22 protein-coding genes are annotated in these 21,183 nt (G+C 64.8%); 11 read left to right on the plus strand and 11 right to left on the minus strand.

Annotated elements, in window-relative coordinates; translation table 11 throughout:
• Positions 1-39 precede the first annotated feature (39 nt).
• Entirely contained in the window at positions 40-1,410 is a 1,371-nt protein-coding gene (locus U5A58_RS06475; RefSeq protein ID WP_321960781.1) for a sensor histidine kinase, read from the minus strand.
• A gap of 62 nt (positions 1,411-1,472) precedes the next feature.
• On the minus strand, positions 1,473-2,138 hold the full coding sequence (locus U5A58_RS06480) for a response regulator transcription factor (RefSeq protein ID WP_321960782.1): 666 nt from the start codon (positions 2,136-2,138) through the stop codon (positions 1,473-1,475).
• Positions 2,139-2,376: 238 nt separating this feature from the next.
• On the opposite strand from U5A58_RS06480, the gene U5A58_RS06485 reads away from it, so the two are divergent.
• The 3 genes from U5A58_RS06485 to U5A58_RS06495 all read left to right on the plus strand — a co-directional run bounded on the left by U5A58_RS06485 (position 2,377) and on the right by U5A58_RS06495 (position 4,644).
• Positions 2,377-3,975: an AMP-binding protein gene (locus U5A58_RS06485; RefSeq protein ID WP_321960783.1), complete on the plus strand. Its 1,599-nt coding sequence runs from the start codon at positions 2,377-2,379 to the stop codon at positions 3,973-3,975.
• A 79-nt stretch (positions 3,976-4,054) separates the two neighbouring features.
• Positions 4,055-4,405, plus strand: coding sequence for an HdeA/HdeB family chaperone (locus tag U5A58_RS06490; RefSeq protein ID WP_321960784.1), 351 nt, complete (start codon positions 4,055-4,057; stop codon positions 4,403-4,405).
• A 35-nt stretch (positions 4,406-4,440) separates the two neighbouring features.
• Positions 4,441-4,644, plus strand: coding sequence for a hypothetical protein (locus U5A58_RS06495; RefSeq protein ID WP_321960785.1), 204 nt, complete (start codon positions 4,441-4,443; stop codon positions 4,642-4,644).
• 148 nt (positions 4,645-4,792) lie between these two features.
• On the opposite strand, the gene U5A58_RS06500 is transcribed toward U5A58_RS06495, so the two are convergent.
• Positions 4,793-5,506, minus strand: coding sequence for a response regulator (locus U5A58_RS06500; protein ID WP_321960786.1), 714 nt, complete (start codon positions 5,504-5,506; stop codon positions 4,793-4,795).
• A 230-nt stretch (positions 5,507-5,736) separates the two neighbouring features.
• On the opposite strand from U5A58_RS06500, the gene U5A58_RS06505 reads away from it, so the two are divergent.
• The 5 genes from U5A58_RS06505 to U5A58_RS06525 all read left to right on the plus strand — a co-directional run bounded on the left by U5A58_RS06505 (position 5,737) and on the right by U5A58_RS06525 (position 9,961).
• The gene (locus U5A58_RS06505) at positions 5,737-7,083 is read left to right on the plus strand and encodes a HAMP domain-containing sensor histidine kinase (protein ID WP_321960787.1); all 1,347 of its coding nucleotides are present in this window, start codon (positions 5,737-5,739) and stop codon (positions 7,081-7,083) included.
• Between the two features lie 152 nt (positions 7,084-7,235).
• Positions 7,236-7,421, plus strand: a complete 186-nt coding sequence (locus U5A58_RS06510) for a DUF3563 family protein (RefSeq protein ID WP_321910081.1) — start codon at positions 7,236-7,238, stop codon at positions 7,419-7,421.
• A gap of 76 nt (positions 7,422-7,497) precedes the next feature.
• Positions 7,498-8,046, plus strand: coding sequence for a glycine zipper domain-containing protein (locus U5A58_RS06515; RefSeq protein ID WP_321960788.1), 549 nt, complete (start codon positions 7,498-7,500; stop codon positions 8,044-8,046).
• An 11-nt stretch (positions 8,047-8,057) separates the two neighbouring features.
• Entirely contained in the window at positions 8,058-8,570 is a 513-nt protein-coding gene (locus tag U5A58_RS06520; RefSeq protein WP_321960789.1) for a universal stress protein, read from the plus strand.
• A 143-nt stretch (positions 8,571-8,713) separates the two neighbouring features.
• On the plus strand, positions 8,714-9,961 hold the full coding sequence (locus U5A58_RS06525) for a glycosyltransferase (RefSeq protein ID WP_321960790.1): 1,248 nt from the start codon (positions 8,714-8,716) through the stop codon (positions 9,959-9,961).
• 2 nt (positions 9,962-9,963) lie between these two features.
• Here U5A58_RS06525 and ubiM read toward each other — a convergent pair whose 3' ends face one another.
• The 3 genes from ubiM to U5A58_RS06540 form a co-directional block, all read right to left on the minus strand.
• Entirely contained in the window at positions 9,964-11,187 is a 1,224-nt protein-coding gene (ubiM, locus tag U5A58_RS06530) for a 5-demethoxyubiquinol-8 5-hydroxylase UbiM (RefSeq protein ID WP_415774180.1), read from the minus strand.
• Positions 11,184-11,633, minus strand: coding sequence for a hemerythrin domain-containing protein (locus tag U5A58_RS06535; RefSeq protein ID WP_321960792.1), 450 nt, complete (start codon positions 11,631-11,633; stop codon positions 11,184-11,186). The genes ubiM and U5A58_RS06535 overlap by 4 nt, the downstream gene beginning before the upstream one ends.
• A 251-nt stretch (positions 11,634-11,884) precedes the next feature.
• Positions 11,885-12,094: a hypothetical protein gene (locus U5A58_RS06540; protein WP_035514678.1), complete on the minus strand. Its 210-nt coding sequence runs from the start codon at positions 12,092-12,094 to the stop codon at positions 11,885-11,887.
• A 200-nt stretch (positions 12,095-12,294) separates the two neighbouring features.
• Between U5A58_RS06540 and U5A58_RS06545 the strand changes: the two genes are divergently transcribed.
• From U5A58_RS06545 to U5A58_RS06555, 3 genes are all read left to right on the plus strand, one after another.
• Positions 12,295-13,326, plus strand: coding sequence for a D-cysteine desulfhydrase family protein (locus tag U5A58_RS06545; protein ID WP_321960793.1), 1,032 nt, complete (start codon positions 12,295-12,297; stop codon positions 13,324-13,326).
• Between the two features lie 48 nt (positions 13,327-13,374).
• Positions 13,375-13,761 (plus strand): SgcJ/EcaC family oxidoreductase, encoded by a 387-nt coding sequence (locus tag U5A58_RS06550; RefSeq protein ID WP_321960794.1) that lies wholly within the window; start codon positions 13,375-13,377, stop codon positions 13,759-13,761.
• Between the two features lie 202 nt (positions 13,762-13,963).
• A complete protein-coding gene (locus U5A58_RS06555; protein WP_321960795.1) occupies positions 13,964-14,818 on the plus strand; it encodes an alpha/beta hydrolase in 855 nt (284 codons plus the stop codon).
• Positions 14,819-14,842: 24 nt separating this feature from the next.
• Here the strand turns inward: U5A58_RS06555 and U5A58_RS06560 are convergent, their stop codons facing one another.
• The 5 genes from U5A58_RS06560 to U5A58_RS06580 form a co-directional block, all read right to left on the minus strand.
• Positions 14,843-16,159, minus strand: a complete 1,317-nt coding sequence (locus tag U5A58_RS06560; RefSeq protein WP_321960796.1) for a four-carbon acid sugar kinase family protein — start codon at positions 16,157-16,159, stop codon at positions 14,843-14,845.
• Entirely contained in the window at positions 16,156-17,448 is a 1,293-nt protein-coding gene (locus U5A58_RS06565; protein WP_321960797.1) for a ribulose-bisphosphate carboxylase large subunit family protein, read from the minus strand. Before U5A58_RS06565 ends, U5A58_RS06560 begins: the two co-directional genes overlap by 4 nt.
• Positions 17,445-17,984 carry a VOC family protein gene (locus tag U5A58_RS06570; protein ID WP_321910106.1) on the minus strand — a complete coding sequence of 180 codons (540 nt, stop codon included), beginning with the start codon at positions 17,982-17,984 and terminating at the stop codon, positions 17,445-17,447. Before U5A58_RS06570 ends, U5A58_RS06565 begins: the two co-directional genes overlap by 4 nt.
• Positions 17,985-18,084: 100 nt before the next feature.
• Complete coding sequence (locus U5A58_RS06575; protein WP_321960798.1) at positions 18,085-19,986, minus strand: TRAP transporter large permease subunit; 1,902 nt, start codon at positions 19,984-19,986, stop codon at positions 18,085-18,087.
• Between the two features lie 52 nt (positions 19,987-20,038).
• On the minus strand, positions 20,039-21,064 hold the full coding sequence (locus tag U5A58_RS06580; protein ID WP_321960799.1) for a TRAP transporter substrate-binding protein: 1,026 nt from the start codon (positions 21,062-21,064) through the stop codon (positions 20,039-20,041).
• Between the last annotated feature and the right edge of the window lie 119 nt (positions 21,065-21,183).

A 21,183-nucleotide genomic window follows, 5' to 3' on the forward strand; every position in this document is an offset into this window, starting at 1 on the left:
TGTTCAGGCATCCTACCTAGACGTGCCCGCTAAAAGCGGTCACGCACGGGCCGCCACAGGCCGCCACGGGTCTGTCCCTGCGTCTCGCCCCCCCGCGAGCGCAAACGTCACCACGGCGCGCAAACCGCTATGGCCACCTCGACGGTTGTGCAGCGATATCGTGCCGCCGTGCCGCTGCACGATGGCCCGCACGATCGCAAGCCCAAGCCCGCTTCCCTCGACGCCGTGATTGCAGCGGAAAAAGCGGTCGAATACGCGCGTGAGCAAGGCATCGGGAATGCCGGGCCCCGTATCGGTCACCTCGATGTGCGCGCGCCCATGTATGGTGAAGACGCTCAAATCGACGGAACCCCCTTCAGGCGTATAGCGCAGTGCATTGTCTACAAGATTCTTCACGAGCGCGCGCAGATCGGACTCCGGAATCCGCACCTTCGCCGCCGACAATTTCCCGGCGCCGATATCGATGCCTTTGGCCCGCGCGATTGGCAACAGGTCGGCGACGACCGAGGTCACCACGTGCGTCACCTCGGGCTCGTCCGTTGCGGTCTCGACGACCTGTGAGTCCGCGCGCGCAAGTTGCAGCAACTGCGCGACAAGCTGGCTCGTGCGATCGATGGTCTGGCGCAGCGCCCGAAACCGCTCCTCGCTGGGAGGCGCAATATCGCCTTCGAGGTTGTCGGCCTGGAGCTTGAGCGCCGTGAGCGGCGTACGCAACTCATGCGCGGCGTCGGCGATAAAGTCGCGCTCGAGCTTCATCGAAGCGTCGAGACGCCGGATCATGCGGTTGATCGAACACACGAACGGTATCAGTTCGACGGGCAGGCCTCGGGCCGACAACGGCACGAGATGCGCAGAGTCGATCGCGCGCGCCTGCTGGCCGAGCCGCTTGAGCACCCTGAACGACCGGCGCACGCACACATAAACGGCGAGCCATACGGCCGGAATCAGGATGAACACCGGCAGCAACCCTCTAAAGGCGCTCGCTTCGGCCATGCGCTGGCGCACCGATATGCGTTGCGCGACCTGGACCACGTCATTGTCGGGCGCGACCAGGGTATAGACTCGCCACGCCTCGCGATTGACAATCTGATCGGAAAAGCCGGGCGCGGCGTCGCGATCGAAAATGACCGCGCTGTCCGTCGTTCGGGCCGGCCGCTCGAGGCTGGGCTCCCAGACCAGCACCACGATGTCGTCCGCGTTCAGCGAGCCTGCTGAATGGCGCGGAATGGCGTCCTCGAACATGTCGCGCACACGCTGCGCGACATTCGACAAGCGGCTGTCGAGCACGGCGTTCACGCCAACGCGCGCGAGATCGTATGAGCTGATTGCCTGCGTGATGGTGAAGATCGAAAGCACGATCCCAAGCGAAAGCACGAGTTGCGTGCCAAGCGATCTGGCTTTGGATTTCATTCTGGATTCCTCTACGACTCGATCCATTGGCTGCATCAACGGCAAAAGCCATGGTTTTCCGGTCATGCATCGTGAAGATCGACGGTCCAGCCGAAGCCGCGCAGGTTGCGAATGACCCCGTACCCGAACTTCTTTCTGATCGAATAAATGAGCACCGCCACGGCGTTGCTTTCGACTTCCTCTCCCCAGCCGTAGAGGCGATCTTCGAGCTGCGCGCGCGACAGGATCGCACCGGGCCGTTCGAGCAGCGCCACCATCAGCGCGAACTCCCTCGCGGGCAGCATTTCGCGGCGGCCGCGAAACGTCAGCTCGCGCCGGTCGAGATCGAGCCCCAGCGTTGCGTTGCCGAGCACGGGAACGCTCGCGCCCGAGCGCCTGCGCAAAACAGCGCGAATGCGGGCCATGAGTTCCGACGTGTCGAACGGCTTGAGCAGATAGTCGTCGGCGCCGAGATCGAGGCTGCGAATGCGCGTGTCGATGTCGTCGCGCGCCGTAATGATCAGCACAGGTGCTGCGCAGCCCTTCGCACGCATGGTGGTGAGCACATCGATGCCGTCGGCGCCCGGCAAACCGAGGTCGAGCAGCACCACTGCATAAGCGTGATCGAACACGGCACGCCTCGCACTCCCGCCGTCGCGCAGCCAGTCCACGCTGTAGCCGGCGTCCTTCAATGCGCGCATGAGGCTTTGGCCGATATGGATGTCGTCTTCGACAATGAGGATACGCATGAGTCGACCTCCACGGGTCGCCGCCGTTAGCCGGCAGTTTGCTGATACGCAGCGCATGGTAGGCGCGCATGCTTAGCGCAAAGTTAGCAACGCGAACGCCGCGCGGCGCGTAGGCGCTCACTCGCCACTAACTTTGCGCGATCACTCTGTTTCTCCACGACAGCCCCATTCAATTACCTCGAGGATCGCCGCGCAGGCGGCGATGCTCCGGGACAACGCGATGAAGCAAGGTGACGCCATGAATCAAGACACGACAACGAGAGCGACAGGGACGTACCGGCCCTATGTCGATTGCCTGCTCGACGAATTCGAATCGCGGGCCGACCGGCCGGTTATCCGCTACGAAGGAACGAACGTGACGGGCCGCGCGCTGCGCAGCGCCATTTACCGCTACGCACGGGCGCTCGAGGCGCTCGGCGTCGACCGAGGCTCGCTCGTCGCGCTCTTCGCGCCCAACCGGCCCGAGGCGATCGCCATCCGTTACGCCGCCAACCTGATCGGCGCGGCAGCGATCTACCTGCCCGCGCTCGCGGATGCCGACCGGCGCGCGGCCCTGCTTGCGCGAATGGCGCCCACGTTGCTGGTGGTCTTCCCGGAGACCGCCCGCCTTTTACCCGACACGCCCGGCGCGACGCCGCTTCGCGTAATGCAGGTCGGCTTCGGCAACGCGGCGACGCGTCTGGACGTGCTCGCCAATGCGCAGCCCGACAGGCCACTGCAGGGACGCAACACGCCAGACGAACTCGCGGTGATCGTTTCCTCGGGCGGCACGACGGGCGTGCCCAAATGCAGCTGCCGTTCGTTCGCAGCCTGGTCGGCGCTCGTGAATGCGCCGCGCGATGAACAACGGCGTCAGCTCGTCAACGGCCCGCTCGCCTACCTGTCACAGGTGCTCGTCGATACCACGCTGGGCGCGGGCGGCACGGTCGTCCTCGAGCGCCGCTACAACCCTGCCGCCACCCTTGCCGCGATCGAAGTCGAACGCATCACCGATCTCCTGCTCGTCGAACCTCAGTTGTTCGAAACGATGGATCATCGCGACGTCCCCTTTCGCGACCTGTCTTCGCTGCGCTCGATCGCGCATGTGGGCGGATCGGCACCGGCCGTGCTTCGCCGCCGCGCGATCGAGCGGTTCGGCCCCGTGCTCACGCATTTTTACGGCGCGAGCGAGGCGGGGATCGTCAGCGCGCTGGCGCCTCATGAATCGGCATCGAAGCCGGCACTGCTCGACTGCGCGGGGCGCGTGCGCGCCGGCGTCGAGGTGCAATTTCGGCGTACTGACGGCACGCTCGCGGCGCCTGGCGAGCCGGGGAAGATCGAGGTGCGCTCCGCGGCGGTTGCGCAAGGCTACTGGAATCAGCCTGAAGAAGCGGCCTTGAAATTCCGCAACGGATGGTGCCTCACGGGCGATATGGGTTTCATCGACAAAGCGGGCTACCTCCACGTACTCGGGCGCGCGCAAGACATCAGGCGAATCGCCGGCCGCACGATCGCTCCCGTCGATATCGAAGATGTCCTCTGCCGCTTGCCCGACGTGCGCTTTGCGACCGCCTTTGCCAGCAGTGACGCATTCAGCGACGACCTGTGGCGTGCCGTCGTCGAGCCATGGGCCGGGCGTCGAGTAGACGTGGCGCGATGCCTGCGCGCGCTCGATGCGGCCTTCGGTGAAACGGTTGCGAGTCAGGTCCGTCTCACGCAAAGCCGCGCCATTGCGCAGACCGAACAGGGGAAGGTGGACCGTATGGCGATCATGCGGGCGGCGCCGTCGCACGCCTCGGAAGCGCTCTGCCACGCCGTCGTTCGGCTCCAGCCTTCTTGCTCCATCACTCTGGGCTAACTTTCGGCCCGTACGATGACAATCATCGACGCACCCGCAAGGATACGTTGCCTACTTTCCTCACCTTTGGAGAACTGCCATGAAAAACCTTATCTCTGCTGCAACGCTCAGTGCCGCCCTTGTTGCCGGTCTCTGCGCTTCCCCGCTCGCGCTTGCGGACACCGCAAAACCCGTCACTGCCGTTTCACCTGCAAAGATGACCTGCTCCGACTTTCTCGCCGTGGACGACGCCTACAAGCCGGCACTCGTCTACTGGGTCTCGGGCGTCGACAAGCTCGGCGTGAGCGAGACCGTGACGACGGTCGTGGATGTCGCGACACCGGTGGCCGCGGTGGTCGGCGAATGCCAGAAGGCGCCGCACGCACCGCTTGCAAACAAGGTGCACGACCTCTACAAGGGCGGCCGCCTCGCGCTGTTCCAGCATAGCTAAGCGTCTGCCGCACACCCGTTTTCGCTGGAGCCGTCATGAAGCTCAACGCTGACCAGAAAAGCGCCCTGATCCAGGCCTCGAAGCTTGGTATCGACTGTATCGACGCGACCATTCTCCAACTGAAGGCCGAATGTCCAGACGCCTTCCATTCACAGAGAACGTTGCGCAAGCGCCAGTTCCATCACCGGCCCGCCTCGGACGCGCCGCATTTCAGCTTCGTTGTAAACCGCAATGCGTAACTGCATAGTCGCGTTCGATCCCGGATTCTTTCCGTCGGCAGCACGATCGGACGCGAGTTTTTCCAACGCGAACGATTTCAAACATTTAGACTAACGAAGTATTACGCGTTCCGATCAAGCCGTAGCCGGCACTCATGCGCGAACGCTATCATTCGCGCGCCTCGCGCCCATCTGCTGAGGGCGTGCCCGCTTGCTCGTCGCGGGCGGCCAGGTCGATGGTCCAACCGAACCCCCGAATATTGCGTATCACGTCATGGCCGAACTTCTTGCGCACGCCGTGAATGAGCACCGCCACAGCATTGCTCTCTACTTCTTCGCCCCAGCCATACAGCCGGTCCTCCAGCTGGGCGCGCGAGAGGATCATGCCAGGGCGCTCGAGCAGCGCCGCCATGAGCGCAAACTCGCGCGCGGACAGTACGTCGCGCTGCCCCCTGTAGCAGAGTTCATGCTTATCCAGATTCAGACTCAACGTTTCGTCGCCGAGCACGGAAACCGCTGAGCCCGCGTGCCGGCGTATCACGGCGCGAATGCGCGCCAGCAGCTCGGAAGTGTTGAAGGGCTTGAGCAGGTAATCGTCGGCACCGATGTCTAGACCGCGAATACGGGTCTCGATGTCGTCGCGAGCCGTCACGATGAGCACCGGCGTCGTGCAACCGCGCCCTCGCGCGGCAGCGAGAACGTCGATCCCATCGGAGCCCGGCAGACCCAGGTCCAGCAACACGATCGAATACGCGTTGCCCACCACCGCCTCCCTCGCCTGCGCGCCGTCCCGGATCCAGTCCACGCTGTAGCCGGCGTCCTTCAATGCACGCATCAAGCTTTGGCCGATATCGACGTCGTCTTCAACGATGAGGATTCGCATGATCAATCATCCGCATGAATGGGCCGCGCCAAGGCGGGCGTTCGCCCGCGCACGCGCGATTGTGATCCGGCGACGCGGGCAAATGCAAGCGCCCGATAGCATCCAACCACGCGCTTCGCGGCGGCGTATCGTCCCCATAATCTGATATCGTTGGCGCACGAGCCGGCATTGCCGGCGCGGCGGCGGGCCGCACTGCGCCGCTGGCCAACGCGGGACGAACCGTCATGCTCATGAAAGCCAGATCTCTCAGCACCCAGCTGATCGTCTCGCTGGGCCTGCTGCTCTCCGTCTTCGGCATCGTGCAAGGCGTGACCTCCTACCGGCTCGCTCTCGTCGGCGTGAACGCTCTGCTCGACGATCGGCTCTCGAACGTCGCGGGGCGCATACGCGACGTGTACGAGGCCGCCATTCCGCGCCGCTCCCCTGGCTCCAGCAACGCCGACGACATCGTCGTCGTCGTTTGGACTGCTGAACACAAGTCCTCGCCCACCCGTACCACCGACAGCGCCGTCGAGTTCGACCGCAATTCGCCCACGGGCTTCTCGGAGCAATACGCCGCCAACGAAGCGTGGCGCGTGTATACGCTCGTCACCTATAACGAGGTGATACAAGTCGGCCAACGCATGTCGGTGCGCGTGCGCATGGCACAAGACAGCGCCGCACGCGCGCTGACGCCTGTTTACGTGCTGATTCCGGCCGTGTGGATCGCGGTGTACCTTTGCGTGCGCCGTGCATTCCGGGTACTCGACCGGCTCGGACGCCGCGCCCAGGCAATCGATTCGACGAGTCTCGAGGCCCTGCCGGACGAAGGCCTGCCCATCGAGTTGCGTCCGTTCGTCAGCTCGATCAACCGCATGATCGAGCGGCTCGACGGATCGATGCGGCTCGAACGCGATTTCATTTCCGATGCCGCACATGAGTTGCGTACCCCGCTCACCGCGCTGAAATTGCAGGCCGACAATCTGCAAGGCGACATTGCTCCGCAAAACCGCGAGCGCTTCCAGGCACTGCGGCGGGGCATCGAACGCACGAGCACACTCGTCGCCCAGCTGTTGCAGCTGGCGCGCGCGGATGCGCAGATGACGTCTGCGCCGAGCGCTTCGATCGACGTGACGGAAGTCGTTGCTTCAGTCGTCTCCGAGCTGCTGCCCATCGCCAACCAGAAGCGGATCGATATCGGCGCGAGCGAATTGACGCCGGCGCGCATCTGCGCAACCGAGTCGGACCTGCGCGCCGTGGTCAAGAACCTGATTGGCAACGCGCTGCGCTATACGCCCGACGGCGGCTCCGTCGATTTGCGCGTGCTCGCCGCGAATGGGCAGGCACGCATCGAAATTGCCGACACGGGCCCCGGCATTCCCGAAGCGGCGCTTCCTCGTGTATTCGACCGGTTCTTTCGCGTGAACCATGGCGTAGAGGGCAGCGGTCTCGGGCTCGCGATCGTACTCGCGATCGTGACACGCTACGGCGGTCGCGTGACCCTCGAGAATCGCCATGACGGCGTGACGGGGCTGCGAGCCATCGTGCAAATTCCGCTTCTCGCCAAGGATGGCGCGCACTGCGCCGAGGCGCCCTGACGCCCTGACGCGTCGAGCTTGCGCAACGGGCCGACCGGCCGGGACGCCTCGCATCGGGTCTTCGGTTTGGCTCCTGCTAACTCACGACTCATTCTGCTTCGCGATGATGCTTCTCATCGACGGCTCGCCGTCCCTGTTCAAGGAGAAACATCATGTTCGCCAAACTCGTCAGCAAGCTCGAAGCGCACTTCGCCGCTGTGGAAGCTCGACAACGCGAGGCTTACCTCGCCTCGTCCACTGATCTTGCAGAGCTCGAGCGCCGCAACCGGTATTTCGATGCGCACCACAATCCGTTCGCGCCTTACTACGTCGATGAGCAAATCGACTGGCGGCATTGACACGCGACGAGTCATAACTCACGTCTAACTTTCGCGCGTCAGCATGCTATCCGTGCACTGACTGGACACTCCGATCATGAAACCCTCACGAACCGCCTGCCTCGTCTTATCCGCCTGCATCGTCGCCCTCGGACTGGGCGGGTGCGCCGTCATTCCTCCAACGGGCCCAACCGTGGTCGCATTGCCGCCAAAGGGCAAGCCGCTGGGCGAATTCCAGCAGGAGGACTATGCATGCAGGAATTACGCCTTCCGTACGGACGGCGCAGCCCAGCCCTCGGCGAGCCACGACGCGCTGGGTAGTACTGCGATCGGCACGGCAGGCGGCGCGGCGGCTGGAGCGCTGTTAGGCGCTGCGGCGGGAAATGCCGGTGTTGGCGCAGCGATTGGCGCCGGCGCGGGTTTGCTGCTTGGGAGCGCCGTAGGCGCCAATAACACCCAGGCGAGTTCCGCGAGTTTGCAGGCCGGTTACGACGCGGCCTACTCGCAATGCATGGCGTCCAAGGGCAACAGCATTTCGCAGCCGGCCGTCTATGCAACTGCGCCCGTGTATGCGCCGCCCCCCATGCTGGCACCGGCGCCGGTTGTCTATGGCTACCCGCGCTCCTTCACCTACTGGGCGTACTGAGGGCCATCACAATGTCCAAGACCATCGTTGTTGCAGTCAGCCAGAATTCGACCGATGCGTTCCTCGCGGCGGCGCTCGACATAGCCAGAAATTGCGATGCGCATATTGTCGCCGTGCATATCGTCGATTTGACGCCCTGCTTCAAGGGGATGGGCGACCACCTGGACTACGGCCTGATCGCGGGCGCAATGGAAGAAGGCGGCCGCGAGACGCTGGCCCGCGCGATGCGGATACTGGAATGCAATCGACACGGTGCGCAAGCGCGCATGGTGACGTCACCGATGTCCGGTTCGACCATCGGCCGCCAGATCGCCGCGGTTTGTGACGCAGCCGGTGCCGAGCGCGTACTTCTGGGAATTCGCAAACCGGGTTGGTGGCGCTTCATGAATGAAGATGTCGCCGCGACCGTGCAGCGCCAAACGAGCACACCCGTACAAATCGTCATCACATCACGCTCCGCGCCCGCTGTTCATCGCTCGCTCCGGCACAGCCATCAACACCCACAATCAGGATGGGTTCGCTGACCGAGGTTGCAGAGGCGGATCGGTTTGGCGACACTACGCCTGCCGTTGCGAAACGCTGCAGGTAACGGCACGCAGTGCACATCCCGCACAAGCCGTCCGGAACGCACAACGAACGCAGCGCCGCAAGCACGGAAAAAGGCCTCATGAAGCTACTAGTCGCGACCTATGGCACCGAAGGCGATGCGCGCCCGTTCGCCGCGCTGTGCCGTGGCTTGATGGACGCCGGGCACGACGCGCACCTGCTCGCCGATGCGGCCACGCTGGGCAGCGCCCACGCACTCGGCGTGCCGGCCACCGCGCTCGCCGGCGACATTCGCGGCATGCTGCGCCCGGACCACGCCATCGCCGGCGTCGTCGAGAAAGGCGGCGGCTTCAACGAGACCGCACGCGCGCTCGCGAAAATCGCCAACGAAAACGCGCAGTCGTGGATGCGCACCCTCGTCGAGGCCGGCGAGGGTTGCGACGCCATTCTGGTTGCGGGCCTGGCCGCGTTCGTGGGGCTTTCCGCGGCGGAACATCTGGGCGCGAAAGGCATCGGCGCAGGCATGATCCCGCTCACGCCCACGGCGGCCTTCCCCTCGGCGTTCTTGCCGCCCAGATGGGTGCCGCGCGTGTTCAACCGCGCGAGCCACGGCCTGGTGAACGGCTTGCTCTGGAAGGCGTTCCGCGACCAGACCAACGCCGCGCGCGCGATGTTCGGCCTGCCGCCGCGCAAGGCGGTCTGGAAGGACCACCCGATGGTTTATGGCATCTCGCCAAGCCTGCTCGCCGCGCCCGCCGACTGGCCCGCCAACGCGCATCTCTGCGGGCAGTGGCTGGCGCCGAGCCCGGCCTGGACGCCGCCGCCCGCGTTGGCGCACTTCCTCGCTGCGGGCGAAGCGCCCGTCTATATCGGCTTTGGCAGCATGACGGGTTTCGACACTGCGCGCTTGCTGGCCGCGCTGATCGAAGCCATGCAGGGCCGGCGCGCACTCTTCTACCCGGGCTGGAGCGGCATCGATCCCAACGCGCTGCCCGAAAGCTTCTTCGTTGTCGGCGACACGCCGCACGACTGCCTGTTCCCGCGCACCGCTGTCGTCATTCATCACGGCGGCTCCGGCACTTCGCACTCCGCAACGCGTGCGGGCGTGCCTTCCATCGTGACGCCGTTCGCGGGCGACCAGTTCTTCTGGGCGCAGCGCCTGCGCGAGGCGGGCGTCGCACCGGTGGCCGTCGATGGGCGCAAGCCCAGCGCCAAAGCGTTCGCGAGCGCGCTCGACTTTGCCGCCAGCGAAACGGTGCGAAGCCGCGCCCGCGCATTAGGCAAAACGATGCGTGCGGAAAACGGCGTGGAGAATGCGGTAGCGACCCTCGAGCGCATCGTTGCCGTCGACGTGCGCGAGGGAGCCTGAAGCTAGCCGGTCAGCGAGGCCGCAATCGCCTTCCTGAACGGCATGAGCCGGGAAGCGGCGCGCAGCATGAAGTCGCGCGCCAGTTTGGCGGGCGCGGTGTTGTTCGTATAGACATCAGTGATGAAGCGGGTCGCGAGATAGAGCGGCCGGGTCGCGCGGCGATGCTGCGTTTCGTAGCGTTGCAAGACCTGTAAGGCACCGATGTCGAAGCCGCTATTTTTCGCCTCGATAATTCGGTTACCTAAGGTTTCCACACCGAGCAGACCGAAATTGAAACCATGCGCGGTCACCGGATGCATGCCGACCGCGGCGTCGCCCACGACCGCGAAGCGTGTCCCGACAAAGCGCTCCGGATAGACGGCCACGAGCGGATAGACATGCCGCGTGCTTGCCAGCTTCATCGCGCCTAGCCTGTGCATGAAACGTTGCTCGACATGCCGCGCGAATTCGTCGGGCTCGAGCGCTGCGATCTCATTGACCTGGCCCACGGGCAGCGTAAGCACGACCGACGACTGATGCGCGTTTGTCGAGCGCTGCGCGTTCATGGGAAGCAACGCGAGCGTTTGCTCGTACCCGAACCATTCCCACGCCGCGTGCTCGTGCGGCGCTTCATGCGTCATGCGGCAAACCAGCATGGCCTTGCCGAAATCGTGCATGTTGGCGGCAATGCCCATCATCTTGCGCGTGGCCGAAAAGCGGCTGTCCGCGGCGACGATCAACTTCGCCGTGAGCGTCTCGCCGCTCTCCAATGTCACGCTCGCCAGATCCTCGCCGGCTTTCACGCCGCTGACCTTTTGCGCCGCGAGCAGCGTCACGTCGCCGTGCTCTGCCGTGCTTTGGCGCAGCGCCTCATAGGCAGCCTTGCGAATCAGGTGATTGGAGACCAGCCAGCCCAGCTCCGTGTGCCCGCTCAGTTCGTGCCCGATCTCGAGCGCCCCCGGCGAGGGACCGTTGAACACCTTGGCGCTGCACAGCGGAGCACGCGCGTGCGCTTCAATGCGATCCCAAAGCCCGAGCTTGCGCATCAAGCGCACCGACTTCTGCGTCAGCGCGATCTCGCGCCCGTCGAACTGCGGCTCGCTGATGTCGGCGAGACACTGCTGCTCGACCATGACGATCTTGAGGCCAGAACCACTGAACGAGCGCGCAAGACATAGCCCCACCGGCCCGGCGCCCACAATAACGATATCTGCTTGCATGAATCGAACGAATTGAAACTGACTCAAACGACCTGATCAATCTTTGCGATGCCGCGTTCGCGCAACCCTTCGACCATGAGCGCGTCCATCGACTTCACATGCCAGGCGAACCATTCGCGCAGTTCTCCCACCAGTTGCCGGCCTGTGTCGAAGCGCCCCTCGTCGGCAACTTGCCTGCGCACTTCGCCGGCCACGTTCAGCACGTGCCGATGCTGGCCCGCATGGCAATGGCGCGGACCGAAGTGCATTTCCTGCATCCACGCTTCTTCCTGCGCGAAATGCTGCTTCGTATGCGCGACCCACGCGTCGAGTGCACCGAGCCATGTTTCGTCGCTCGCGTGCGCGAGCGCGTCGAGCAGCACGACGAACTCGGCATGCATCGTATCGGTCATGGGTTCGCCCAGTTGCAGATCGGGCGTAAGCGTTGGCGAAGGGCGCGACGCGTGTGAGGTCATATAGGAAGGTGGCGGCATCCAGCAGCGCTCTGAAATGCCCTCGTGGGCAAATTTTCACGATACCGGGGCACAGGGGATCGCGCGCTGATTTTTGGCAAATGTCGCACGATCGGTCACTGAGGCGGATGGACGCGGCGTGCCCGCATGGAAGCGGTCAGACGAAGGAGATGTCGTTTCCGGCTCAGCGCGGATTGCGCGGACCGCAAATATCGAAGGATGCGAGGAGAAGTGCCGCAGGCGTAAAAACATGAAGCCGCGCGGCGCGCGGCTCAAACCAGTTCAGCGAGATTGACGAGGGCGCGGTCGCCGTCGGATTGTGCTTCGTTTTCGGCGCGGAACGTCTTTTCGCTATAAGCGATGACCTTGAACCCGCCGCCTGCCGAACGCTCGATGGTGATACCCCAGTGCCAGCCGCCTTCCTGTTCGAATACGTGCAGCCTCGGACTCGATGGTTGGCTCGGCGATTGAAAAATATTCATGTGAAGCCTCCCGTAGTGGGAATATCGTCTCGGACGATTGCCTGGATACGAATCAGTCTAAAAACGTCCGTGCTGCGACGCAATACGGAATTACGTGGACGTGAGAACCCTGATGCGCGGCGCTTTATTCGAGAATTACCCTGGTTATGATTCGACGCTTGGCAACCGCGAATGCCGCCATCCCGAACTCCGAGACAGCAATGACTACCGTAACGAATGCCGCGCCTCCTTATCAGCTCGATCTTTCGCGGCATGCTCGCCGCGCGCTGCTGGAAGGTCCCACGCCGATCCAGTTATTGCCGCGGCTAAGCCAGCAACTTGGGGGCGTGAATGTCTATGTCAAGCGCGACGATCTGGCTGGCCTGGGTGGTGGCGGCAACAAGCTGCGCAAGCTCGAGTTTCTAATGGGCGAAGCACTGGCTGCGGGCGCGGACACCATCGTTACCGTGGGCGCGCGCCAGTCGAACCATGCGCGCCTGACGGCAGCTGCGGCCGCGCAAGCGGGCCTGCAGTGCGAACTCGTGCTCACGCGGGCCGTGCCGCGCGACGACTTCGAGTATCTGGAGAACGGCAACATCCTGCTCGACGACCTGCTCGGCGCACGCGTGCACGATCTGCCCGGCACGGCCAATGCGCTGGAGTTCGCGCAGGCGCGCGCCGACGCGTTGCGCGCCCAGGGCCGCAAGGTCTACGTCTGCCCGCTGGGCGGGTCGAGCCCGGTGGGATGTCTGGGCTATGCAGCGTGCGCCGCCGAAATCATGACGCAGGCGCAGGCGCTGGGATTGAGCTTCGCGCGCATCGTCGTGCCCAACGGCAGCGGCGGCATGCACGCGGGGCTCGCCGCCGGTTTTTCGACGCTCGGCATCGACCCGAGCCTCGTGCTCGCGTATACCGTTCTCGCGAAGGCTGAGCAGGCCTATGCGACAACGCTCGAGAAAGCCGGCAAAACACTTGAACTGATCGATCCGGCGCGGCGCATCGAGGGCGCATCGATCGTGATCGACGGCGCACAGCTCGGCGACGGATACGGCATGCCGACCGACGCCATGCGCGAAGCCGTGCGCCTCGTGGCTTCGAAAGAAGGCCTGCTGCTCGACCCCGTGTACAGCGGCAAGGCGTTCGCGGGTCTCTTGCAAGCCGTGCGCTCGGGACGCTTTGCACGCGGCGAGAACGTGCTCTTCATCATGACGGGCGGCTTGCCGGGCCTGTTCGCTTATCGCAGCGCGTTTTAAGGCGCGCTTGCTGGAATCGTCGAACTGAACGACATGGGAGACGCGACTATGACCGATGACGAACGCGCCATTCGCGAGCTGGTGCAGACCTGGATGGACGCCAGCCGCGCGGGCGACACAGCCAAAGTGCTAAGCCTGATGACCGACGACGTGGTGTTCACGGTGCCCGGCCAGGAGCCATTCGGCAAAGCCGGGTTCGCTGCGGCCTCCGAGGCGCAGCAAGCCATGCGCATAGAGGGCACGGCCGAGATCGTGGAGCTTCAGGTGCTGGGGGACTGGGCTTTTCTGCGCAATCGCATCGACATTTCCATCACGCCGCCGGGTGCAACCGAGCCGATGCGGCGTGCGGGCTACACGCTCACGCTCGTGCGCAAGGATGCGAGCGGGCGCTGGCTGCTCGCGCGCGACGCCAATCTTGTGGCGCCGAAGCCATAAATCCGCTTGAGCGCGCCAGGTCGCCGGTCTTGCGCACACGCACTTGCTTTCATCACTGAAAGAAAATAATCCCGCCCGACAGGCCTCGCGGCGTTGCGCCCCTTTTTTCAATCAGAAAACCTTATCGATTCCTTCAGTTTATTGAGTTTCCCTTAATCGTGCGCTTGCGGCAAAGTGACGCTCATACGCTCGGAGCCCCTCCTTGAACCAACGCATCGATCCCTCCCTACTAGCTGCGCCCGACCTGTCGTACGCCACGTTGCACTCGGGCATTGCCCTGCCGTTCCTCGAGCGGGGCGAAGGCGAGCCGCTGCTGTTCGTCCACGGATCGCTCTGTGATTACCGTTACTGGATGCCGCAGCTCAATGGCCTCTCTGAACATTTCCGCTGCATCGCGCCGAGCCTGAGCCACTACTGGCCCGCCGCCGACGCCTGCATCCAGGGCGACTTCGGCTGGGAAAGCCACGTCACCGAGCTGGCCGATTTCATCACCGCGCTCGGCCTGGAATCGGTGCACCTCGTGGGTCACTCGCGCGGCGGCTGCGTGGCGTGGCATCTCGCGCGCCGCTATCCGCGCCTCGTGCGCACGCTGGTGCTGGCCGACCCGGGCGGCCCGCTCTCGCGCGTGGACAACGACGACGCCGCGCTGCCGCCCGCCACCAACGCGCTGCGCACGCGCGCTGCCGACCTCATCCATTCCGGCGACGTCGAAGCGGGGCTCGAGTTGTTCGTCGACTCCGTGAGCGTGCCGGGCGCCTGGAAGAAGGGCTCGGCGGCGTTTCGCCAGATGGCCATCGCCAACGCCACGACCCTGCCCAAGCAGCTGCAGGACCCGCTGCCGCCGTATGCGCCGCGCGCCGCCGGCGAGATCAAGTGCCGCACGCTGCTCATCGACGGCCAGCGCAGCCCGCTCATGTTCCGCAACAACGTCGAAGCGCTCGACGAGTGGATCGCGTTCGCGCGGCGCGTGACGATCAAGGGCGCCACGCACGGCATGAACGGCACGCACCCCGACCTCTTCAACACTCACGTGCATACCTTCATCACGCAGGGTTGAGATCCGTCTCGCGCGCCGATCGACTCACCCGGCAATCAGTCGCTCGAACAGATCGGCGTCACCCATCTGTCCACCCTTGAGCATGAGTTCCAGGCCGTCAAGGCGGGCCTCATCGGCGTGAAGGCGGCATAGCGCAACGCCCGGCGCGAGCGACGCGCAATACGAAAGCGCCCGCGCCCCGAGCGCACGCACGGCGAAACTCGACGTATCGCCGCCCGCCACACCCACCCGGCGCACCGGCGCACGCCGCAGCACGCCGTCCAGCAATGCGCCGCATGCAAGCGCCAGCGCGTTTCGCCGGCCTTCGGCAGCTTCTTCGACGCGTGTGCGGTCGGTATAGGCCAGGACGTTGCGTCCCTGAGCAAGCGCAGCCCCAATCACATTGATCTGTTCGCGCAAATACGCCTCGCCTTCTCGTTCGCCGATCATGCGTAAGGGCTCGAGGGGCACGCGCAGGTACGAAATCGCCGCTTCGATCTGGGCTTGCGTGCGCGGTGAAAGGCTGCCCGCCAGCACGAAAACGGGTCCTTGCGCGGGCGCCACCCGCTCGCCGTTGCACGGCGCAGCGCCTGGGCGCGCGTCGTCCGCCAGCACCCACGCCTGCGCAACACTGCTGGCCCCGACGGCCAGCAAGGGCCGTTGCGCGGCGCAATCTCGCATCAGCCGCCCTATCGCGCGCAAATGCGCTTCATCTTGCACGTCGAACAGCAACGCATCGGGCCTGGGCCCCAACGCTTCTTCAACACGCGCCATCAGCACACGCTCGCCTGACGCATAGGCGCGCCAGTCGATCGATACGACATCTTCCAGGCCTTGAGCACGCAAATGCCGGCACAGATCCGCTTCGTGCATCGGCGTGACCGGGTGCCGGCTCATGGTGGGATGCCGGTCGATGCGATATACCGGCAGGCGGCCGTCCGCCCCCGTCGCCGCAAACAGCTGACCGAACACGCAGTAACGCTGTAAATCGGGCTGCCCGCCCACCACCATCCGCAACGGGTGCGCGAAATGCGCCCCCAGCGAGCGCACCGCGACGCCAATACTGCCCACTCCCGCCGCGCTGTCGAACGTGGAGCACACCTTGTAGTGCATCACGCGCACGCCTAGCGCGGCAAAGCGCGCGCCCACCGCATCGAGTTCCTGGCGCATGGCCGCCGGCGCCATCGAGCGCGCAGCCCCCGCCACGCCGATCGCATCAAGCGTTCCAGCACGGGCGACACTCGAATCATCAGGTATGCGAAGAAATAGCCTCGTGCGCAGGCCCGCCCGTGCGAGATGCGCGAGCGTGTCCGTCGCGCCGGTAAAATCGTCGCCATAAAACGCGTAGGCAGGCGCGCTCATCGTCTTGCACCGAAGAACTGCAGCGCGCGCTGCAATGCGGGCCGCTCACGTGCGTAACTGTCGACATCGACGCCCGCCTCGATCGCCGCCCAAGCCTCGCGCACGCTCGTCACGCCTGCCGCCGCGCCGTCCGGATGTGCGAGAATGCCGCCGCCGCACATGAACAGCAGGTCGGCGTTCGGCACCGCCTCGCCCGTCGCGCGCGCGGTGCCCGCCCATTGCCCCGACGAAAACGCGGGCATTACCGCGTCTTCGAACGCGCGCGTGAGCGGCGTCGCGCAGTCGCGGGCCGACTCGATCACCTCCGCATCGCACTGCGCGAATTTTCCGCCGAGTCCGTGCACATGCATGTGATCGACGCCCGCGAGCCGCCAAAGCGTTTGATAAGCCTGAAACGACATGCCGAGCGCGGGATCGCGCGACATCATGCCGTAGCCGTTGCGGTGCGCGTGCAGCACGAGCGGCGTGGCCCGGCGCAGCGCCTGGATGGCGGAGAAGCCGCACCAGTTGATGCTCGCCATCACACACGCGCCCCCTTCGTGCTCCACGAGGTCGGCGTGGCGGCGCATGGCGTCGAGTTCGTCGGTGATATTGAAGGCGATCATCACGTTGCGGCCGGTGCGCTCGCGGTAGCGCCTCACTTCATTCATCACGGCGCGTATGCGCGCTTCGATTGGGGCGTGTGCCGGGTTCGCACATACTTCGTCGTCCTTGATGAAATCGACGCCCGCCTCGCACAGGCCGCGCACGAGCGTGGCCGTCTCCATTGCATCCATGCCGACGTTGGGCTTGATGATGGTGCCGATTACCGGTCCGCGCGTCACGCCGGTCAACTCGCGCGTGCCGCGCACGCCGTGGCGCGGCAGTTCGAACCGCGCGCGATAGTTGGCCGGGAGCCTTAGCGAGAGCAGGCGCATGCCGGTCGTTTCGCCGAGATCGTACAAATTGCCCGCTACAGTCGCCGCCAGCGTTGGCAGGTTCGCGCCGATATTCGCAATGGGAAACGAGAGCGTCACGCGCGCGCGCCGGTACGGTCCGTCCACGCCCTCACGCGCGAGCCATGCGCTCGCGAGGCTCGGTTGCCGCACCGCTTCGATCTCGTCGACTCGGACCACCGTCGCGCGGCTGCGCTCGCGCAGCGCATCGGTTTCGTTGTGCACGCGCACGAACGTGCCGCTCGACTGCTCCCCGGCCATCACGTCGGCCACGCGCGCAAGATCGAGTGGTGTTTCGATCAGGTAGTCGGCTTCGAGACGATCTGAGCCGACGGCTTCGATACCGGCGCTCATAGCGCCGCCAGATCGGGGAACGCGCGCACCGGCTCGCTGCCGTCCCAGCCCGCGGACTGCGCGCGGATGAGATCGAAGAGCTTGCCCTTCGGCCCCGCCACCTCGGAAAGCTCGATCACGGTGCCCGGATGCGTTTGCGTGTCGAAGTAGACGAAGCGCCCGTTGCGCCCCACCTCGCCGCTCATCGCCACCTTGAAGCCCAGACCCTGCAGGCGCTCGAGATCGGCGTCGAAGTTCGTGGTCCAGTAGGCGTTGTGCTGCAGGCCCGTGTGGCCCGCCGCGAGAAAATCGCGGTACATGGAGGGCGCGTCATTGCGCGTCTGGATCAGTTCGACCTGCAATGGCCCTGAGTTCGCGAGCGCCACCGAGTTGTGCACCTCGTAGGCCTCGCCGCGATAGCGGTAATTCTCGATCGGCACGCGTTCGTTGTAGAACCAGGGGCCCACGCCGAGCACGCGGCTCCAGTAGTCCATGGCGGCTTCGATGTCGCGCACGACATAACCGGCCTGCCGAATCTCGCCGAAGAAGCGGCTCATAACACTCTCCACACTGCTGCAAGGATTGAAGAACGAGCGTCACCGAGGCGTTGCGCACTTGCATGCACGACACCTTCGACGACTGCCCGCAACGGTTGGGTTAGAGAAAGCCGGTGGAAATCCAGGGAATGGCGGCGATCAGCACGAGACCCACGAATAGCGCGCACATATAGCCCACAATCGGTTTGATGCCGGCATCGGGATTGACCTTGCTGATGGCGCACGCCGAGTAGTAGCCCACGCCGAACGGCGGCGAAAAGAGCCCGAGCCCCATCGAGAGAATCACGACGATGGCGTAGTGGATCTCGTTCACGCCCGCCGTGCGCGCAATCGGAAACAGCAGCGGCCCGAACAGCACGATGGCCGGAATGCCTTCAAGCACGCTGCCGAGCAGTGCGAACACAAGAATCGAAACCGCAAGGAATCCATACGATCCGCCCGGCATCGCCCCCATCAGTTGCGCGAGATCCTGTGAGAAGCCCGATTGCGTGAGCGCCCAGGCCATCGCTGTCGCACAGCCGATGATGAAGAGGATTGCGCCCGAAAGCGTGGCGGCGTCCACCAGCATGCGGCCGAGCCGCCGCCATTCGAAGCGCCGGTAGACCAAGAGGCCGATCACCATCGTGTACGCGATGCCGATGGTCGACACTTCGGTCGCGGTCGCCACGCCTTCGACCACGGCGGCGCGAATCACGAACGGCAGCGCGAGCGCGGGCGCGGCGATCACGAGCATGCGGCCAATCTCGCGGCGCGAGAAACGCTGCGCGCCGCTCAGGTCCTCCTTGCGATAGCGCCACCACACCACGGTGCACAGGATCACGGCGAGCAACGCCGCGGGCAGCATGCCCGCCGTGAAAAGCGCCGAGATCGACAACCCCGTGACCGAGCCGATCGTGATGAGCACGATGCTCGGCGGAATCGTCTCGCTCTGTGCGCCCGTGGTGGCGAGCAGTGCAACGAGATCGCCCTCGTTTGCGCCGCGCTTTTTCATCTCGGGAAAGAGCACCGGGGCGATGGCGGCCATGTCCGCGACCTTCGATCCGGAGATGCCCGACACCAGATACATCGCGCCGATCAGCACGTACGAGAGGCCGCCATGCAAATGCCCGACCAGCCCCGCGAGAAATTCAATCATCGCTCGCGCCATGCCCGTCATTTCGATCAACAGCCCCAGAAACACGAAGAGCGGCACGGCGAGCAGCACGAGATGCGACATGCCTTCGTCCATGCGGCCGACCATCACTTCCATCGGCGTGAACGTCGTGAGGCTCAGGTAGCCAAAGGTCGCGAGCGCGAACGAAAAGCCGATCGGCACGCCGGAAAAGATGCCGATCGCCACCACGCCCACGAAAAAGATGACGAGGTTGAGCTTGCCGAGCGACTGCAGCCAGGGACCGGCCTGCACCGCCAGCACGCCAATCGCGACGGCGAGCGCCAGCATCGCCAGCACGTCGCGCGCTCGGCCCACCTGCGCAAGCCGAAGCAACCCGACGATCAGCATGAGCGCAGTGCCGATGGGCAGCGCGGCAGCGCGCCAGGCGTCGCTGATCTGCAGTGCCGGGGTCAGGATGGGCACCTCACCCGAGGCAAAATCGTATGCCGGTTGCAGCAGCAGCGCGAGAAACGCGATCGAGGCGCAAATCGCGAAGGTATCGACGAACGCGCGAGCACGCGGCGATAAACGTCCGACGAACGCCGTCATGCGCATATGCTCGCCGCGTCGCAGCGCGAGCACCGCGCCCAGCATGGCGAGCCACATGAACAGAATGCCGGTGAGTTCGTCGGACCAGACAAAGGGCGCGTGAAAGGCGTAGCGCGAGATCACGCCGGCAAGCAGCACCACGATCTCCACCGCGAGAAGCGCCGCCGCGCACGCCTCCACGAGCGTGACGAGCGCGCGGTCGAACACGCGCAGCGCGCGACGCCATGCGCTCTTCGAAGCGCGCGCACTGGTGGCGTCCATCGCGTCGGCTTCGGCCGGGTGCAATGCCTGATCGGTCATGATGCTGGGTCCTCGCGCCGTTTCGCGGCTCAATCGTTTCACCACCGCACTCTCAGGCGAGCTTGCCCACGGTCTGCTCGAGCAGGTCCCACGCCTGATTGCCGAAGCGGCCCTGCCACTGCGCGTAGAAGCCCGCCTGGCGCAACGCCGTGCGGAACGTCTCGGGCGCAGGCTGGTTGATCGCGAGCCCCTTGCTCTTGAGGTCGGCCACTGCGGCGCCATTGAGCTTCGCCACATCCTGGCGCTGCCTGATCGCCGCCTGGTTGAAAGCGTCGCTCACCACGCCTTGCAGGTCCTTCGGCAAGCGCTGCCAGGCGCGCGGGTTGAGCACGAACCAGTAGCCGTCCCAGATGTGGTTGGTCAGCGAGCAATACTTCTGGACTTCGTATAGTTTGGCGACCTGCACGATGGGCAGCGGGTTTTCCTGTGCATCGACGATATGCGTCTGCAGCGACGAATACACTTCGCTGAACTGAAGACTCGTAGGCGCGGCGCCGAGTCCCTTGAACATGTCGATGGAAAGCGGGCTCACTGGCACGCGGATCTTGAGCCCCTTCATGCTCTGCGCGCTCGTGATCGGGCCGCTGCTCGTGGTGGTCTGACGAAAGCCGTTGTCCCACATTTTCTCGAACGATTCGAGGCCGGCGCGGCGCATCGCGTCGCGAGCGAACGCGCCAAGCGAGCCGTCCATCGCCTTCCATACCTGGTCGTAGTCGCTGAACGCGAAGCCGACGGCATTGATCGCCACCGCCGGCGCGAGCGTCGAAACCACCAGCGACGACGGCGTGAACATTTCGATGCCGCCGCTGCGCACCTGCGCGAGCATGTCGGTGTCGCCGCCAAGCTGGTTGTTCGGGAAGATGCGGATCTCCATGCGCCCCTTCGACGCGTCCTTCACCTGATTCGCCGCTTCCTGCGCGCGAATATTGAGCGGATGTGTGAGCGGCAGGTTATTGCCGTACTTGAAGACGAATTCGGGCGCCGAAGCGGCGCAGACGATGGCGGGAAAGCCGAGTGCGCCGGCCACCGGCGCCGCGGCGGCGGCACGCAGCAACGTGCGCCTCACCTGGTTGGTCATGACGTGTCTCCAAACACTATTGTCGTGTAGATGATGGCCTTGCAAAGTCCATCAAAAACCATCATTCCATCCGCGCTTCGCTTTGCCCTATCATCGTCGTGTGCAGCGGCGCGATAGCT

Origin of the sequence: Paraburkholderia sp. J7 (genome assembly GCF_905220155.1) — a bacterium.
Taxonomy (GTDB): domain Bacteria; phylum Pseudomonadota; class Gammaproteobacteria; order Burkholderiales; family Burkholderiaceae; genus Paraburkholderia.

Bases quoted from the DNA above. Each gene is read 5' to 3' on its own strand.
- U5A58_RS06535 (WP_321960792.1), bottom strand. From the start codon at position 11,633: ATGCCGCCACCTTCCTATATGACCTCACACGCGTCGCGCCCTTCGCCA.
- U5A58_RS06565 (WP_321960797.1), bottom strand. From the start codon at position 17,448: ATGAGCGCCGGTATCGAAGCCGTCGGCTCAGATCGTCTCGAAGCCGAC.
- U5A58_RS06515 (WP_321960788.1), top strand. From the start codon at position 7,498: ATGAAACCCTCACGAACCGCCTGCCTCGTCTTATCCGCCTGCATCGTC.
- U5A58_RS06550 (WP_321960794.1), top strand. From the start codon at position 13,375: ATGACCGATGACGAACGCGCCATTCGCGAGCTGGTGCAGACCTGGATG.
- U5A58_RS06540 (WP_035514678.1), bottom strand. From the start codon at position 12,094: ATGAATATTTTTCAATCGCCGAGCCAACCATCGAGTCCGAGGCTGCAC.
- U5A58_RS06520 (WP_321960789.1), top strand. From the start codon at position 8,058: ATGTCCAAGACCATCGTTGTTGCAGTCAGCCAGAATTCGACCGATGCG.
- U5A58_RS06580 (WP_321960799.1), bottom strand. From the start codon at position 21,064: ATGACCAACCAGGTGAGGCGCACGTTGCTGCGTGCCGCCGCCGCGGCG.
- U5A58_RS06510 (WP_321910081.1), top strand. From the start codon at position 7,236: ATGTTCGCCAAACTCGTCAGCAAGCTCGAAGCGCACTTCGCCGCTGTG.
- U5A58_RS06545 (WP_321960793.1), top strand. From the start codon at position 12,295: ATGACTACCGTAACGAATGCCGCGCCTCCTTATCAGCTCGATCTTTCG.
- U5A58_RS06495 (WP_321960785.1), top strand. From the start codon at position 4,441: ATGAAGCTCAACGCTGACCAGAAAAGCGCCCTGATCCAGGCCTCGAAG.
- U5A58_RS06490 (WP_321960784.1), top strand. From the start codon at position 4,055: ATGAAAAACCTTATCTCTGCTGCAACGCTCAGTGCCGCCCTTGTTGCC.
- U5A58_RS06525 (WP_321960790.1), top strand. From the start codon at position 8,714: ATGAAGCTACTAGTCGCGACCTATGGCACCGAAGGCGATGCGCGCCCG.
- U5A58_RS06570 (WP_321910106.1), bottom strand. From the start codon at position 17,984: ATGAGCCGCTTCTTCGGCGAGATTCGGCAGGCCGGTTATGTCGTGCGC.
- U5A58_RS06480 (WP_321960782.1), bottom strand. From the start codon at position 2,138: ATGCGTATCCTCATTGTCGAAGACGACATCCATATCGGCCAAAGCCTC.
- U5A58_RS06500 (WP_321960786.1), bottom strand. From the start codon at position 5,506: ATGCGAATCCTCATCGTTGAAGACGACGTCGATATCGGCCAAAGCTTG.
- U5A58_RS06485 (WP_321960783.1), top strand. From the start codon at position 2,377: ATGAATCAAGACACGACAACGAGAGCGACAGGGACGTACCGGCCCTAT.
- U5A58_RS06505 (WP_321960787.1), top strand. From the start codon at position 5,737: ATGAAAGCCAGATCTCTCAGCACCCAGCTGATCGTCTCGCTGGGCCTG.
- U5A58_RS06575 (WP_321960798.1), bottom strand. From the start codon at position 19,986: ATGACCGATCAGGCATTGCACCCGGCCGAAGCCGACGCGATGGACGCC.
- U5A58_RS06560 (WP_321960796.1), bottom strand. From the start codon at position 16,159: ATGAGCGCGCCTGCCTACGCGTTTTATGGCGACGATTTTACCGGCGCG.
- U5A58_RS06475 (WP_321960781.1), bottom strand. From the start codon at position 1,410: ATGAAATCCAAAGCCAGATCGCTTGGCACGCAACTCGTGCTTTCGCTT.